Source organism: Micromonospora sp. NBS 11-29 (assembly GCF_002140155.1).
Lineage (GTDB): Bacteria > Actinomycetota > Actinomycetes > Mycobacteriales > Micromonosporaceae > Micromonospora.
Map to the genome: position 1 here is coordinate 530,943 of NZ_NAPR01000006.1, position 15,609 is coordinate 546,551.

The 15,609-nt window shown below is 74.4% G+C and carries 15 protein-coding genes and 2 pseudogenes; 5 read left to right on the top strand and 12 right to left on the bottom strand.

Annotation, left to right across the window (positions count from 1 at the left end):
- Positions 1–181: pseudogene (locus B1205_RS31170) on the top strand (HAD-IB family hydrolase); the annotation flags it as partial.
- Positions 182–193: 12 nt separating this feature from the next.
- On the opposite strand, the gene B1205_RS10200 reads toward B1205_RS31170, so the two are convergent.
- The 10 genes and pseudogenes from B1205_RS10200 to B1205_RS10245 all read right to left on the bottom strand — a co-directional run bounded on the left by B1205_RS10200 (position 194) and on the right by B1205_RS10245 (position 10,583).
- Positions 194–1,051 (bottom strand): lysophospholipid acyltransferase family protein, encoded by an 858-nt coding sequence (locus B1205_RS10200; RefSeq protein WP_089155406.1) that lies wholly within the window; start codon positions 1,049–1,051, stop codon positions 194–196.
- 176 nt (positions 1,052–1,227) lie between these two features.
- Positions 1,228–2,246 (bottom strand): annotated as a pseudogene (locus tag B1205_RS10205) (NAD-dependent epimerase/dehydratase family protein).
- A 119-nt stretch (positions 2,247–2,365) separates the two neighbouring features.
- Positions 2,366–2,467 (bottom strand): 30S ribosomal protein bS22, encoded by a 102-nt coding sequence (locus B1205_RS10210; RefSeq protein ID WP_007465623.1) that lies wholly within the window; start codon positions 2,465–2,467, stop codon positions 2,366–2,368.
- Between the two features lie 219 nt (positions 2,468–2,686).
- Entirely contained in the window at positions 2,687–2,896 is a 210-nt protein-coding gene (locus tag B1205_RS10215) for a helix-turn-helix domain-containing protein (protein WP_089155354.1), read from the bottom strand.
- A gap of 193 nt (positions 2,897–3,089) precedes the next feature.
- Entirely contained in the window at positions 3,090–4,274 is a 1,185-nt protein-coding gene (locus tag B1205_RS10220) for an ABC transporter permease (protein WP_089155355.1), read from the bottom strand.
- Complete coding sequence (locus B1205_RS10225) at positions 4,271–5,125, bottom strand: ABC transporter ATP-binding protein (RefSeq protein WP_089155356.1); 855 nt, start codon at positions 5,123–5,125, stop codon at positions 4,271–4,273. Before B1205_RS10225 ends, B1205_RS10220 begins: the two co-directional genes overlap by 4 nt.
- Positions 5,122–6,507, bottom strand: coding sequence for an efflux RND transporter periplasmic adaptor subunit (locus tag B1205_RS10230; protein ID WP_089155357.1), 1,386 nt, complete (start codon positions 6,505–6,507; stop codon positions 5,122–5,124). The genes B1205_RS10225 and B1205_RS10230 overlap by 4 nt, the downstream gene beginning before the upstream one ends.
- 51 nt (positions 6,508–6,558) lie before the next feature.
- Complete coding sequence (locus B1205_RS10235; RefSeq protein ID WP_089155407.1) at positions 6,559–7,824, bottom strand: hypothetical protein; 1,266 nt, start codon at positions 7,822–7,824, stop codon at positions 6,559–6,561.
- 1,032 nt (positions 7,825–8,856) lie between these two features.
- On the bottom strand, positions 8,857–9,648 hold the full coding sequence (locus B1205_RS10240; protein WP_254909821.1) for an alpha/beta fold hydrolase: 792 nt from the start codon (positions 9,646–9,648) through the stop codon (positions 8,857–8,859).
- A 14-nt stretch (positions 9,649–9,662) separates the two neighbouring features.
- Positions 9,663–10,583 (bottom strand): proline dehydrogenase family protein, encoded by a 921-nt coding sequence (locus B1205_RS10245; protein WP_089155359.1) that lies wholly within the window; start codon positions 10,581–10,583, stop codon positions 9,663–9,665.
- A gap of 130 nt (positions 10,584–10,713) precedes the next feature.
- Here B1205_RS10245 and B1205_RS10250 point away from each other — a divergent pair, with 130 nt between their 5' ends.
- The 3 genes from B1205_RS10250 to B1205_RS10260 are packed head-to-tail and all read left to right on the top strand — an operon-like array spanning position 10,714 to position 12,737.
- The gene (locus B1205_RS10250; RefSeq protein ID WP_254909822.1) at positions 10,714–10,983 is read left to right on the top strand and encodes a hypothetical protein; all 270 of its coding nucleotides are present in this window, start codon (positions 10,714–10,716) and stop codon (positions 10,981–10,983) included.
- Position 10,984: 1 nt separating this feature from the next.
- Positions 10,985–12,151 carry a glutathionylspermidine synthase family protein gene (locus B1205_RS10255; protein ID WP_089155360.1) on the top strand — a complete coding sequence of 389 codons (1,167 nt, stop codon included), beginning with the start codon at positions 10,985–10,987 and terminating at the stop codon, positions 12,149–12,151.
- Positions 12,152–12,170: 19 nt separating this feature from the next.
- Entirely contained in the window at positions 12,171–12,737 is a 567-nt protein-coding gene (locus B1205_RS10260; RefSeq protein WP_089155361.1) for a CGNR zinc finger domain-containing protein, read from the top strand.
- A gap of 21 nt (positions 12,738–12,758) precedes the next feature.
- Here B1205_RS10260 and B1205_RS10265 read toward each other — a convergent pair whose 3' ends face one another.
- Positions 12,759–13,565, bottom strand: coding sequence for a sugar phosphate isomerase/epimerase family protein (locus B1205_RS10265; protein ID WP_176308510.1), 807 nt, complete (start codon positions 13,563–13,565; stop codon positions 12,759–12,761).
- Between the two features lie 76 nt (positions 13,566–13,641).
- The gene (locus B1205_RS10270; RefSeq protein ID WP_089155363.1) at positions 13,642–14,586 is read right to left on the bottom strand and encodes a Ppx/GppA phosphatase family protein; all 945 of its coding nucleotides are present in this window, start codon (positions 14,584–14,586) and stop codon (positions 13,642–13,644) included.
- A 74-nt stretch (positions 14,587–14,660) separates the two neighbouring features.
- Here B1205_RS10270 and B1205_RS10275 point away from each other — a divergent pair, with 74 nt between their 5' ends.
- Positions 14,661–15,467, top strand: coding sequence for a hypothetical protein (locus B1205_RS10275; RefSeq protein WP_089155364.1), 807 nt, complete (start codon positions 14,661–14,663; stop codon positions 15,465–15,467).
- The last annotated feature ends 142 nt before the right edge of the window (positions 15,468–15,609 follow it).

Genomic DNA, 15,609 nt, shown 5'->3' on the forward strand with positions numbered 1-15,609 from the left:
CGCGGTCAACCCCGACCCGGCGTTGCTGCGCCGGGCCCGGGAGCGGGGCTGGGACGTCCGCGACTTCCGCACCGGGCGTCGAGCCGTACGCATCGCCGTGCCCTCCACGGCCGCCGCCGGGCTGCTCGCCGGCGCGGTCGGGGCCGGGATGGCCCTGCACCGCCGCCGCCAGCGCGCCTGACCCGACCCGGCCTCAGGGCCCGAACGGGTCGGGCCGGCGTTCGAGCAGCTTGTGCAGCGTCTGCTGGATGGTCTCCCGCACCTGGTCGGCGAGGTTGAACACGACCAGCGGGTCGTCCGCCGAGTCGCGCAGGTGCGCGGTCGGGATCGGCGGGCAGAACTCGATCAGCCACTTGCTCGGCAGCGGCACCATGCCCAGCGGCCCGAGCCAGGGGAAGGTCGGCGTCACCGGGAAGTACGGCAGCTTGAGCAGCCGGGCGAGCGGCTTGACGTCGGCGAGCATCGGATAGATCTCCTCGCCACCCACGATCGCCACCGGGACGATCGGTGTGCCGGTGCGCAGCGCCGCGGAGACGAAGCCGCCGCGCCCGAACCGCTGGAGCTTGTAGCGGTCGGAGTAGAGCTTGCCGATCCCCTTGAAGCCCTCCGGGAAGACGCCGACCAGCTCGCCGTTGCCGAGCAGCCGCTCCGCGTCCGGGTTGCAGGCGACCGTGCCGCCGGTCTTACGGGCCAGCTCGGAGACCACCGGCATCCGGAAGACCAGGTCGGCGCCGAGCAGTCGCAGGTAGCGCTGCCGCGGGTGCCGGTCGTGCAGCGCGGTGGAGAGGACCAACGCGTCCAGCGCCACGGTGCCGGAGTGGTTGCCCACCACCAGGCCCGCCCCCTCGGCCGGTACGTGTTCCACGCCGCTGACCTCGGTGCGGAACCAGTCCCGGTAGAGCAGCCGGACGAGCGGGTGGAAGACCGCGTCGGTGAGGTCGGGGTCGAAGCCGAACTCGTCCACCTCGTAGTCACCGGTGAGCCGACGCCGCAGGAACGCGAGCCCCTGGGCGACCCGACGGTCCCACTGGTCTCCGGGCCGGTCCGCCACCGCCGGGCCGCCCGTGGCCCGGGCCGCCGGCTCGTCGGCGGACGTCGGCGCCGCCGGTGGGCGGGCGGCCGGCGTGGTGACCGGCCGGTGTCCGTTGCGCCGCGCCGGCTCCGCGCCCGGGTCCGGCACGGTCAGCGGTACGCCGTAGCGCGCGTCGCGCCGCTCCTCCGGGCTGCTCACGAGCGCTCCCGCACGGTGGAGCGGACCTGGCGGATGCTCTCCAGCACGAGCTGCTCGGCGGCGGCGAGCTGCTCGCGGGTCACCACCTGGCCACCGTGGTGGGCACGGATGAAGTCGTCGAAGGCGGCGGCGGTCGAGCGGGGAGTGAAGGCGAACTCGCGTTCCAGCCGGGTGGTGTCCACCACCCGACCGTGCACGAAGAGGTCGACCTGGTCCAGGCCGTACCGGCCGAAGCCCAGGGTGCGGGCGATCGCGGCCACGCCGGCCAGGCCCGGCTCCAGCACCGGCACGGTCACCCGGCCGGCCCGGCGGATGGCCTGCGACAGCGACAGCACCCCCGGCCCGGCGACGTTGTACGTCCCCGGGTGCTCCTCGGCCACCGACCGGTGCAGCACCTCCAACGCGTCGTCGAAGTGGACGAACTGGAGGCGCGGGTCGCGGCCGAAGACGGTGGGCACCACCGGCTGGGAGAAGTAACGGGNGTGACGTCGGGCCGGCGGCGGCGGAATCCGCGGACGTACCCCTCGATGTCGAGGATGTCGCGGCCGAAACCGCCGCGCGGGACCTCGCGCGGCTCGGTCTCCTCGGTGAAGACGGCCGGGTCCCGGAACGACACCCCGTACGCGGCGGTCGACGACCGCACCACCAGCTTGCGCAGCCGGGGCGCACGCTGGCACGCGGCGAGCAACTGCATGGTGCCGATGACGTTCTGTTCCTTCATCGCCGCCCGGCCGCCGTGCTGACCGTCGGGGGCGGTCACCAGCGCCAGGTGCACCACGGCGTCGACGTCGAGGTCGACCAGGAGGCCGCCGAGCGAGTCGAGGCCGAGGCGGACCCGCTCGACGTCGGTCAGCAGGTCGGCCAGCTCCGGGTTGGTTGGGGCCGGGTCGACCCCGATGACGCGTTCGATGCGCGGGTCGGCGGCGAGCCGGGCGGCGACGTTCGCGCCGAGGTAGCGACCGACGCCGGTGACGACGACGACCCCCGGGGCACCGGAGGTGCCACCGAGGGTCATGTCGTGCGCCTTGCGCGGCAGGCAGGATCGAGCCGGGACGTCCGCGGCCTGATCACCTGAGCCTCCGAGGGTCGACAGTTGGCAAGTGGTGCCGGTGCCGGGTCAGCGCCCGGCCCCGGTCACTTGCCGAGACGGCGACGCTGGACGCGGGTCTTGCGCAGCAGCTTGCGGTGCTTCTTCTTAGCCATGCGCTTGCGGCGCTTCTTGACCACCGAGCCCATACGAAAGCCTTTCGATGCAACGTGCGGGGCGGACCGGGAGACGCCACCGCCGGTGGCGCCGTGCCCGCTTGCGGACAACGGACCGGACCAGCGTGGTGGGCAGGGCACACCAGGGTGCGGTCTCGGTCGTGGTCCAGGGTAGCGGGAGTACGTCAGCAGGACCAACGCGCCCCCGTCGATGCCCCTTTTCGTCGCACTCGACAGACCCGCCGTCGAGGGTCAGGCGGACTCCTGGAAGGCACCCCGGAGATAGTCGTGCACGGCGTGCTCGGGCACCCGGAACGAGCGGCCGACCCGCACCGCGGTCAGCTCACCGCTGTGCACGAGACGGTAGACCGTCATCTTGGAGACCCGCATGACCGTCGCCACCTCGGCGACGGTCAGGAACCTGACATCCGACAGCCGTGCGTCGGACTGCGACCCGGCCATGGCTCACCGACCCATTCCCGTGCCCGGCGCGTGCCACCGGACAGGTGCTCCCGCCTCGACGAGCGACGCGCGTGTAATGAGTACGGTAGCGGGACGGCTGTGACCTGCGCGATCCCTTCCGCCCTTTGATCATGGCAGGACGGGCGTCGGCCAGGGCTTTTGTCGCCCGGACGAGTTGCCCGTCCGGATCCTCCTACTCGGCGCGCAACGCCACCACCGGGTCGAGCCGGCCGGCCCGCTGCGCCGGCACCACCCCGAAGACGATGCCCACCGCGGCGGAGACGCCGAACGCCAGCGCCAACGACCACCAGGTGATCGCGGCCGGGATCGGCGAGAACGCGTCGACCAGCAGCGCGGTGCCGACGCCCAGGGCCATCCCGGTGAGCCCGCCGATCGAGGTGAGCAGCACCGCCTCCAGCAGGAACTGCACGCCGATGTCCCGGGGCCGGGCGCCGACCGCCTTGCGCAGGCCGATCTCACGGGTCCGCTCCCGGACCGAGACCAGCATGATGTTGGAGACGCCGACGCCGCCGACCAGCAGCGAGATGCCGGCGATGGCGGCCAGCACGCCGGTGAGCACGCCCAGGATGTCGCCGAGCACCCCGAGGATCTGCTGCTGGGTCACGGCGCTGAACTCGGTGTCCGGATGCCGGCGGGACAGCTCCGCCACGATCCGCTCGCCGAGCTGGTCGATCCGCTCCCGGTCGGGCGCCTTGACCGCGATGCCGTCGATCCGCCGGGTGCCCCACAACCGCTGCGCCGCGGTCACCGGGACGTGCACCTCGTCGTCCCGGTCCACCCCGAGGCTCTGCCCGAGCGGAGCGAACACGCCGATCACCCGGAACCGCACGCCGGCCAACGCCACCTGCTGGCCGAGCGGATCACGGTCGGGAAAGAGCGACCGGGCCACCGAGGCGCCGAGCACCGCCACCCGACGTCCGGTGTCGACGTCGGCGCCGGTCAGGTAACGACCCCGGCCCAGCGACCGGGTGAACACCGACGGGGTGGTCTCCAGCACGCCCTGCACGGTGGTGAAGTCGGACCGGTTGCCGGCCCGCGCGGTCGCGCCGGAGGCCACCGTCACGGCCACCCGGCCCGGGTCGCCGACCACCCGGGAGACGGCGTCGGCGTCGGTGAGGTCCAGCGGTGACACCACCGGGGCGGTACCCACGTCGAGCCGGCCGGGGACCACCAGGAGCAGGTTCGAGCCGAGCCCCTCGACCTGCTGCTCCACCTGCTGCTTGGTGCCGGTGCCGATGGCCACCAGGATCACCACCGAGGCGACCCCGATGATCACGCCGAGCATGGTCAGCAGGCTGCGCAGCCGGTTGGCCCGCAACGCGTCCAACGCCACCCGCCAGGCCTCGGCCACCCTCATCGGGCAGCCCCGCCGGCACGCGGAAGGCGCCCGGTGGCCCCGGCGGCGCCACCGGGGCCACCGGGCGGGCGCCCCGGACCGCTTCCGGACGCGGACCGGGGCTCCGCGCTGGGAGCGTGCTCCAGTGTCGCAGGTCCGCCGGGACCGCCCGACGGCGGTCGATCATGACGGGTGTCCGACTGGATCAGGCCGTCCCGGACGGAGATCCGACGACGTGCCCGGGCCGCCACCTCCTGGTCGTGCGTCACCATCACCAGGGCCACCCCGGATTCCGCGTTCAACCGCTCCAGCAGCTCCAGCACCGCCTCGCCGGTGGCCGTGTCCAGGTTGCCGGTGGGCTCGTCGGCGAGCAGCACCGCCGGCTCGGTGACCAGCGCCCGGGCGATCGCCACCCGCTGCTGCTCGCCGCCGGAAAGCTGGTTGGGGCGGTGGTGCAGCCGGTGCCCCAACCCGACCCGGCCCAGCATCGCCGCCGCCCGCTCACGCCGCTGCCGCGCCCCGACACCCCGGTAGACCAGCGGCAACGCGACATTGTCCACCGCAGACGTCCGGGCCAGCAGATGGAACGCCTGGAAGACGAAGCCGATGGTCTCGTTGCGCAGCGTCGCCAGCTCCGGCGCGGTCAACCCGGCCACGTCCCGGCCGCCGATCACCAGCCGGCCGCCGCTGGGCCGGTCCAGCCCGCCGAGCAGGTGCATCAGCGTGGACTTGCCCGAGCCGGAAGGGCCGATCACCGCCACGTACTCGCCCTGGTCGACGGTGAGCGACACACCGCGCAAGGCGGAGACCGACACCCCTTCCAACTCGTACGTGCGCGAGACGTCGACCGCCTCGATCGCGGCGACGGTCACGGCAGCTCCTGGCCGTCGCGGACCTGGTCCGCGCCGCGCACCACGACCCGGTCACCGGCCCGCACCCCGTCGACGATCTGCACCAGATCCTGGCCCTGCACCCCCACCGTCACCGGCACCCGGCCCGCCCGGCCGTCCCGCAGCACCCAGACCGCGTCCCGCCCGTCCGCGGAGAACACCGCCGAGGCCGGTACGGCCACCGCGTCGGCGGCCTCCCGCACCCGCAGGCGGACCACCGCGTTCATGCCGGGGCGGGGCGCCGGGGCGGTCTCCGTCGCGCCGAGCCGGCCGGCGCCCAGGTCGAGCCGGACCCGGTAGGTGACCCCGCCCCGGGCCGAGCTGGTGGGCAGCACGTCGACCGAGCGCACCGTCGCGTCGTACGTCGCACCGGTCACCGCGTCCAACTCGACCGAGGCGGGCACCCCGGCCCGGACCAGCAGCACGTCGGTCTCGTCCACCTCGGCGAACAGACCGAGCCGGCCGACGTCCACCACGGTGAACACGGGCGTGCCCGCGGTGACCCGGCCGCCGGCCGGCACGGCGTCGTCCACCCCGGCCGGCGGGCCACCCGACCCGGCCGCGCCCAGCGCCGCCGGGTCGAGACCGGCCCCGGCCGCGCCGAGCAGCCCGCCGAGGTCGGCCGACGGGGCCACCCGGGTGCCGCCCGGCTGCACCACACCGGCGATCGGGGCGCGCAGCGTCAACGCGTCCACCGTCGCCTTCGCCAGGTCGTACGCCTGCTGGGCCTGGAGGCGCTGCGCGGCCGACAGCGCGCCGACGGCGCTGTTCAGCCCGGCCACGCCGCGCTGCACGGCGGTGACCGCGCGGTCGGCGGCGCGGGCGGCCGACTCGTACTGCCGTTGCGCGGACGTCACCTGGAGCAGCAACGCGGCCCGCAGTTGCGGGTCGCCGACCTTGCCGGCGGCGGCGCGGGCGGCGGCGAACGCCTCGTCCGCGGCCCGGTCGGTGCCGCGCCGGCTGCCGCCCAGGTCGCTGGCGCCGACGCCCCGACCGGCCCGCTTCGCCGCACGCAACGCCTCCCGCGCCTGCGCCAGCCGCTCCCGCGCGGTCGGCGAGTCGACCACCGCGAGCACCTGCCCCCGGGTGACCCGCTGTCCGGGCTGGACGCGCAGGCCGGACAGCGTGCCGTCGGCGGGAGCGGTGAGAGTCGCGGCGGCGCGGGCGGTCACCGTGGCCGGCGCGTCGATCACCTCGGTGACCGGCGCGCGGCCCACCTGGGCGACGGTCACCACGGGCGCGTCGTCGCCGCAGGACGCGGCGGTGGTGCCGGTCAGCGCGACGGCGGCGAGGAGGGCGGTGACGAGACGGGGGCGGCGGGCCGCGGGCAGCCGCGGCGAGGGAGGGCGGGCCACCCGGCCCATGCTACGACCCGTCGACCGGCGTCGACGCCTGCCCACGCACCGGGCCGGCGGTCAGCCGACGGCCGCCCGGACGTAGGCGACGCAGTCGTCGTGCAGCGCCGACCACGGCTCACCGAACGCCTCGTCGGCGGCTTCCGCCGGAGCGCGACGCTGGTGCACCACGGACCGGAAGAAGTCCAGCACCCGCTGCTCGCCGTAGCGGTCGACCAGGTGACGCACGGCCAGGTACCCGACGCCGTAGGCGCCGCCGACCCGGTCGTCGGTCGCGTCGTCGGCCGGGGCCGTCGTGTCCAGCCGGCCGGACCACCCGCCACGGACCAGCTTGCGCACCTCGGCCAGGCCCTCGTACCGGTCCACGGGCTGGCCGTCGGCGCCGGCGTACTCGGCCAGCCCCTCCACCAGCCACCAGTCCGCACGGTTCGCGTAGCCCTGTTCGGGCAGCGAGGCGGCGTGCGTCAACTCGTGCCGGAGCAGGTCGTCGATGCCGGTCGGGGCGAGGCTCTGCGCGTTGAGCACCACGTCGTGGCGTCCGCCGCCGACCCCGACCGCGTACCCGGCGGTCCACTTCGGCCGGCCACCGCCGTACCAGCGTTGCCACTCGGCCTTACCGGCGTAGTAGATGAGGTACCGGTCCGTCCGTGGCCCACCGACCGCGTACTGGTCGGCGGTCCGGGCGGCGGCCTCGGCCTGGGCGAGCAGACCGGGCAGCTTGGCCCGGCGGGCCGGCGTGGTGGCCACCACCGCCCGCTTCCCGACCGCCACCGCCAGGTCGTCCACCGCCCAGGGGCGCACCCCCGCCGGGTCCGTTCCGGACGGTTCCAGCGCGATCAGTCGGGGCTCCTCCCCCACCATGCGCCAGCGGGTGCCCAACGCCACCGTGCCCGGCGCGCAACCCGGCTCCACGAAGCAGTGGCCGACGCCCACCGTCAGCCGCCACTCCCCCGGCCGGCCGTCGACCGCCACCGGCACCCCGTCGGCCCGGGGTCGCCACACGGTGACCCGGAGCGCCCGCAGCGCCGCGTACCGCCGGGTGAGCGCCGGCCGGGCGGCCGGCTCCGCCACCGCGAGGAACCCGGCCCGGTCGCCGCCGAGCAGCGCAGCGCCCTGCCGGTCGAGCTGCGCGACCATCCGCTCGGCGAGCCGCCGCTGCGCCGCCGTGGCCCGGTCGTCCCGGCCCGCCGCCGGCCGCCCGGCCGCGTCCGGGTCCAGCTCCCGCAGGAGTACGCCGGGCACCGCGCCCGCCACCAAGCCGAGGGCCAGGCCGAGCGCGATCCACAGCGGCCAGCGCCGCCTGTTGCGCCTGTTCCCGGCCGACACGGGCGCTGCCGCCCGGCCCACCTCCGGCACCGCCACGCTCGGCCGGACGTCCGTCGCGCTCGGCTCCGACGCGGCCGGCGCCGGAGCGACCGGCGTCGGGGTGGCCGGCGCCGGAGCGGCCGGCGTCGGAGCGGCCGGCGTCGGGGTGGCCGGCGCCGGAGCGGCCGGCGTAGGGGCAGGCAGCGTCGCGGCGGGCGACGTCGGGGCGGACGGAGTCGGGGCGGACGACATCGCGGCAGGCGACGTCGGAGCAGGCGGCGTCGCGGCGGACGACNNGAGCGGATGCGTCGCCGCTCGACGTGACGGCGAGTGCGGGCTCGGATGCGGTCACGGTCGGCGTGGTCGGCACAGGGGCGGATGCGGTCGTACTCGGCGCGGGGGCCGGCATGGTCGCGTTCGGAGCGGGGGCGCTCGGCGTGGAGGCAGCCACGATCGACGCCGGCGCGCTCACGCTCGGCCCGGGTGTGGTCGGGGTTGGCGCTGACGGGTCGCCCGTCGGGGTCTTCGCCTCTGAAGTCGGGCGGGGCGGCACCTCGTCACCGTCGGCGCGGGGGTGCTGCTCCTCGCCGTCGGCCTCGGTCACGGTGCTCGGCTCGTCGCCGCCGGTTGCCCGGCCGGAAGACTGCTCGTCGCCGTCGGTCACCGGCGAAGGGTACGACCAATCGGGCGTTCCGGGAAAGAGTTCCGCCGGTAATCGCTCCGCTCGCCGCTCAGACAAAATGCTGGAAGGCAACATCCCCAGGGACGGGTCCGCATCAAGATCCCGGGACCCTCGACGCGCCAGAGATGCACGCCGCCCGCACTCGGTATGACTCTCAGGCATTATTATGCCCCTGTGTCATATCGCTGGCCCTGGCGATGCCCGGACCTGCTCGCCTAGCGGCGAGACCGACACCAGTTCGCCGAAGTGGCGCCTTCCCGGCGGGACGATGCCGCCACTTCACCGAACTGGCGACGCTGTCCGCCCGGAGGAGCCCAGGTCGGGCGCCGGGTCAGGAGGCGTCGAGCGTGGTAGTTCCGGCTCGGCGCCGGTCAGTCGACGTCATGCCCCTGGGCAGGCGCGGTCACCCTCAGGAACTCGACCAGGTCGGCGGCGGTGGCGTCGGGCTGGTCGGCGTGCGGGTAGTGGCCGGAGTCGGCGATCATGCGAGCCTCGGCGACGGCGAACCGCCGGCGGGCGGCCCGCGCCTCGGCACCCGGGTCGGGAAAGTCCGGGTCCCTCGTACCCATCAGCACCAGCACCGGCTGCCGGACCTCGCGCGCCCGTACGGTCCAGTGCGGGTCGACCGGCGCGATCACACCGCGCACCGCAGCCATCCGACCGCGCAGCCGGGCGACCATCTCCGCGCGGTACGCGGCGTCGTCCGCCGGCCGCCCACCCGGGAAGCGCGTGCGGTGGAACCACCCGAACAGCCGCGGACTACGCAGCACGGCGGCCCGCAGCAGCGGGTTCGGCTTCCTCGGCCGACCGACGAACGGGCTGATCTGCACGATGCCGTTGACCAGCTCCGGCGCGTCGGCGGCGGCGAACACCACGCCCGCCCCGCCCGACGAGCTGCCGACCAGGGTGGCCGGTCCGCCGCCCAGCTCACGCACCACGGCCAGCAGGTCGCCGCCGACCTCGGCCGGGGCGTACGTGGGCCAGTGTGGGCTGGAGTCGCCGTGCCCGCGCACGTCGACGGCGGCGATCCGGTAGCCGGCCGCCACCAGCCGGGGCGCCAGGTGCCGGAAGGTCGCCCGGTGCTCCCCCATGCCGTGCGCGAGCACGACCAGCGGCCCCGCGCCGTGCACCTCGTACGCGATGGTGCCGCCGTTCCGCGCCACCTGGCTGACTGTCACTACTTCTTCGAGACCACCGCGCGGCCGAAGAACGCCAGGTTGGCCGGGCGCTCGGCGAGCCGCCGCATCAGGTAGCCGTACCACTGGTCGCCGTAGGGGACGTAGGTGCGCATCGTGTAGCCCTCGCCGACCAGGCGTTGCTGCTCCTCCGGGCGGATGCCGTAGAGCATCTGGAACTCGAACCGGCCCGGATCGCGGTCGAACCAGCGGGCCCGGTCCTCGCCGATCGCGATCAGGCGCGGGTCGTGGGTCGCCAGCATCGGGTAGCCGTCGCCCGCCATCAGCACGTTCAGGCAGCGCACGTACGACTTGTCCACCTCGCGGGCGGACTGGTAGGCCACCGACTCCGGCTCCTTGTAGGCGCCCTTGCACAGCCGTACCCGGGACCCGGCGCTGGCCAGCTCACGGCAGTCGGACTCGGTCCGCCGCAGGTACGCCTGGAGCACCGCGCCGGTCGACGGGTGGTCCTTGCGCAGCTTGGTCAGGACGTCAAGCGTCGAGTCGGTGGTGGTGTGGTCCTCCATGTCCAGCGTGACCGTCGTGCCGACCGCGTCGGCCGCCGCGCAGATCGCCCGCACGTTCTCGTACGCGAGCTGTTCGTCGAACATCTGGCCGAGCGCGGAGAGCTTCACGCTGACCTCGGCGGCCGGGGTGAGCCCGGCGGCACCGAGCAGGCGCAGCAGTTTGAGGTATTCGTCCCGGGTGGCGTTCGCCTGCTCACCGGTGGTGGTGTCCTCGCCCAGGTAGTCGAGGGTGACCGCTTGGCCGTCGGCGACGAGTGCGCGGGTCGCGCGCAGCGCGTCGTCGGTGCCGGCGCCGGCGACGAACCGGCGGACGACGTCCCGGGTGAACGGGGCCGTCGCGACGAGCCGCTCCACCTGGGATGACCGGGAGGCGGCGAGGATGACGGAACGGAGCATGAGCCGAGCGTAACTCCCACCCCCGACCCCGCGCCGCGCGCGTGTGAGGAGGGGCCCCTTGTTGTCGCCGGGCGATAACAAGGGGCCCCGCCAATCAGCGCGACTGGCGACGATCGGCTACAACGTTCACGTGGAACGACACCCCCGGCGCCGGCTCCGGTCGGCCAGCGTGCAGCTCGGCGCGCTGACCGCGTTGGCGCTCGCGCTCACCGGCTGCAACAACGGCTACGACGACGATGACGACTGCGCCCTCGGGCCGGCCGGCGGCGGCGGCGACACGGTCGCGGTGGCGCTGCGCGTCCCGGCGCCGGCCACCGCCGCACGCGGCGGCGACGCCCCGGCCGCCGCGCTGCCCGAGCGCGGCGGTTTCGGCACCCACCTCGCCTCCTGCGGCGGCTGACGTGCGCCGCGAGGCGAGCACCCCGCGCCCCGACTGGGACGACACCATCCGGGCCCAGGGCCTGGTGTACGTCGACACCGAACTGCCCGACGGCGAGATCATGTCGTACTGGGACGAGACGGCGGCGTACGCGTTCACGCTGGACGAGGTGCTCCGGCTGGAGGAGGCGACCGAGGAGCTGCACCGGATGTCGGTGGCCGCCGCCCAGCACGTCGTGGCTCGCCGCCGGTACGCCGACTTCGGCATCCCGGAGTGGGCCGCCGAGGCGGTCGCCCGGTCGCTGCGGGAGGCCCCGCCGACGCTCTACGGCCGGTTCGACCTCGCCTACGACGGCAGATGGCCGCCGAAGATGCTGGAGTACAACGCCGACACCCCGACCGCGTTGGTCGAGGCGAGCATCGTGCAGTGGTACTGGCTGGAGCACACCCGCCCGGACGCGGACCAGTGGAACAGCCTGCACGAGCGGCTGGTCGGCACATGGGCCAAGATCGGCGCCGGGCTGCACGACCCCCGGGTGCATGTGCTCTGGTCGGACGAGGAGGAGTCGGGCGAGGACCAGATCACCGCCGGTTACCTGGCCGAGACGGCCCGCCAGGCGGGGCTGGACGCGACGCTGATGCCGATCCAGCGGGTGGGCTGGGACGGGCGACGGTTCGTCGACGCCGACGACCGACCGATCACCACCTGCTTCAAGCTCTACCCGTGGGAGTGGATGCTCGCCGAGCCGTACGGGCGGCCGGCGCTCGACCCGGGCACCCCGACCACCTGGATCGAGCCGGCCTGGAAGCTGCTGCTGTCGAACAAGGCGCTGCTGGCCGTGCTCTGGGAGCTGTACCCGGGGCACGAGCTGCTGCTGCCCGCCTACCTCGACTCGCCGCGCGGCATGACCGGGTACGTGGCGAAGCCGCTGCTCGGCCGCGAGGGCGGATCGGTACGCATCGTGACCGGCGACACCGAGATCACCAACCCGGGGATCTACGGCGACGAGGGCTTCTGCTTCCAGGAGTTCCGCGCGTTGCCCGAGTTCGCGGGCAACCGGACGGTGCTGGGCAGTTGGATCGTGGACGGCGGGGCGGCCGGTCTGGGGGTCCGGGAAAGCAAGAGCCTCATCACGGACGGTTACGCCCGGTTCCTGCCCCACTACATCGACGCGCCGCGCCCCACCTGAGTCGTCTACCGTTGGTGGCGTGAACTTCGACGCGTACGCCCGGACCGGGGTCGAGCTCGTCAACGCCCGGCTGGACGACCTGGACGGCCTGCGGGCCATCTTTCCGGACGAGAACGCCTGGATGCGCGACGAGGTCGCGGAGCGGGACCTGGCGATCTTCCGGCGAGCGCAGAAGCGCCTCCGGGACGTCTTCGAGTACGGCACCTCGGGCCGCGACGGCGAGGCGGTGGCCGAGCTGAACGCGCTGTTCGAGGCGTTCCCGGTGCAGCCCCGCATCTCCGGCCACGACTCCTCGGACTGGCACATGCATGTGACCAGCCGGGGCGCCTCGGTCTCCGCGGAATACCTGGCCGGCGCGGTCTGGGGGCTGTCGGTCTGGCTCTGCGAGTACGGCAGCGCCCGCTTCGGCGTCTGCGCGGACGAGCGGTGCGGCAACGTCTACCTGGACACCTCGTCGAACTGCTGCCGGCGGTTCTGCTCGGAGCGCTGCGCCACCCGATCCCACGTCGCGGCGCACCGGGCCCGCAAGCGGGCCGCGGTCGGCGAGCAGACGGTGCCGGCCCAGCCGCTCGCCCCGGTGAGCTGACCCCGGCGGCCGCCGGACGATTCAGGCGTCAACCGGTGAGGGGGCGGTCAGGTTCGTGCGGGCGAACTCCAACGCCGCACGCAGGTCCGCCTCGCGGACCGCGCGGCTCTTCGCGCCCCGGGTGGTCACCTCGACCGCCACCGAGCCGGTGAAGCCGCGCCCGGCCAGCGACCGGAGGAGTTCCGCGCACGGCTGGCCGCCCCGGCCGGGCACCAGGTGCTCGTCGCGCCCCTCGCCGGTGCCGTCGCCCAGGTGCACGTGCGCCAGCCCGGCGCCCATCCGGTCGGCCATCGCCAGGGCGTCGGTGTGCGAGGCGGCGCAGTGCGACAGGTCCAGCGTGTACGCGGCGTAGCCGGTGTCGGTCGGGTCCCAGCCCGGCACGTACGGCACGAACTGGCGGCCGGCCATGCGGACCGGGAACATGTTCTCCACCGCGAACCGGAGCCCGCCGAACCGGCCGGCGATGGCGTCGAGGCCGTCGGTGAAGGTGCGCGCGTAGTCACGCTGCCAGGTAAACGGCGGGTGCACCACCACGGTCGGCGCCTCCAGCGTCTCGGCCAGCTCGGCGGCCCGGCGCAGCCGCTCCCACGGGTCGGGGCTCCACACCCGCTGGGTGACGAGCAGGCAGGGCGCGTGCACCGAGAGCACCGGCACGCCGTAGTGCTCCGACAGCCCGCGCAGCGCGCCCGCGTCCTGGCTCACCGGGTCGGTCCAGACCATCACCTCGACGCCGTCGTAGCCGAGCGCCGCGGCGAGCTGGAACGCCGCCGCGGTCCGTTCCGGGAAGACCGAGGACGTGGACAGGAGCACCGGGACGCGGGAAGTCACGCCCCTCAGGGTAGCCGCCCCCGCCAGGAAGCATCGGGACGAGCAACCGCAAAGCGCGCGAAGCGGCCGGCAGACTTCACATCGGCGCGAGCTGATCCAGCCGCCGCAGGATGACCCCCTCGCGCAGCGCCCACGGGCAGATGTCGAGGGTGTCCACGTCGAGCCGGCGCATCACCGCCTCGGCCACCACCGCGCCCGCGAGGAGCTGGTGGGCGCGCTGCGCACTGACCCCCTCCAGCTCCGGCAGGTGGGCCGGAGGGATGTGCCGGACGAAGCCGAGCACCTGCCGCAACCCGGTCCGGGTGAGGCTGCGCCGGGCCCAGAGACCGGCACCGGACGGCGCGGCACCGGCCAGCCGGGCCAACGTGCGGAACGTCTTCGAGGTCGCCACCGGACGTTCCCAGCCCACCTCGGTCAACTGCTTCACCACCGGGTCGAGCTGCGCGTCCACGTACTCCCGAAGGTCCTCCACGGCCTCGGTCGGCGGCGGCAGCGGGCCGGCCGGGTCGACCGCCAGCCGCTCCCGGCTCAGCCGGCCCGCGCCGAGCGGTAGCGATACCGCGACGTCCGGGTGCTCGTCGATGCCGGCGGCCAGCTCCAGCGAGCCGCCGCCGATGTCCATCGCCAACAGCCGGCCGGCGGACCAGCCGAACCACCGCCGCACCGCGAGGAACGTCATCCGCGCCTCGTCCGCGCCGGAGAGCACCTCCAGGCGTACGCCGGTCTCGTCGCGCACCCGGGCCAGCACCTCGCCGGCGTTGGTGGCGTCGCGGACCGCGCTGGTGGCGAACGCCAGCAGGTCGTCGGCGCCCAGCCCGTCGGCCGCCGCCCGGGCCGTGCCGACCGCCTTGACCAGCCCGTCGGCGCCCGCGTCGGTCAACGCGCCGTCCGGGCCGATCTGCTCGGCCAGCCGCAGCACCACCTTCTCCGAGTGCGCCGCCCAGGGGTGCGCGCCGTGGTGGGCGTCGACCACCAGGAGGTGCACCGTGTTGGAACCGACGTCGAGGACACCCAGTCGCATGGGAAGCACCCTAGGGCCAACACGTTTCGTCGGCTCGCCGGCCGGGCGGGGAGACCGCGCGTACGCTGGTCCGGGTGACAGGGCAGATCGAGCTTCGCGTGCTGGTGGACGACCCGGACGACCCGCGCAGCCGCGAGGTCGGGCTGGATTTTCCGCGGGAGTGGATCGAGTTCGTCGACCCGGCCGACCCGAAGCACATCGTCCGCGCCGACCTGACCTGGCTGCTCTCCCGCTGGACGTGCATCTTCGGCCGGGGCTGCCACGGCATCGTCGCCGGCCGGGCCGCCGACGGTTGCTGCTCGCACGGCGCGTTCTTCACCGACTCCGACGACGAGAAGCGGGTACGCGCGGCGGTCAAGCGGCTCACGCCGGAGACCTGGCAGCACTTCCGCCGTGGCTTCAAGAACTGGACCGAGAGCGACACGGTCGACGGCAAGACCCCGGCCCGGCGCACCGCCACCCGGGACGTCGACGCGCCGTGCGTGTTCCTGAACGACGCCGACTTCGCCGGCGGCGGTGGCTGTGCCCTGCACGCCCAGGCGCTGCGCGACGGCGTGCACCCGCTGGAGTACAAGCCCGACGTGTGCTGGCAACTGCCGATCCGGCGGGACCAGGACTGGCACAAGCGGCCGGACGACACCAAGGTGCTGATCTCCACGCTGGCCGAGTTCGACCGGCGCGGCTGGGGCGCCGGCGGCCACGACCTGGACTGGTGGTGCACCTCCTCCACCGACGCGCACGTCGGCGCCGAGCCGATGTACATCTCCTACGGTCCGGAGCTGACCGCCCTGATCGGCGCACCCGCGTACGCGAAGCTGGCGGAACTCTGCACCGCCCGCCACCGCCAGGGTCAGATCGCCCCCCACCCCGCCAGCGAGTAAGGAAGGGGACCTTGTTAACGCCTCCGGTATAGGAGGGGCCCCTTCTTAACAGGCTGACCGAAGGCCGGCACCCCCTTCTCGGGGTGCCGGCCTTCGGTGTGTGGGGGGTCAGCTGTTCCAGTGTTGGGTGACGAGGTCGGTG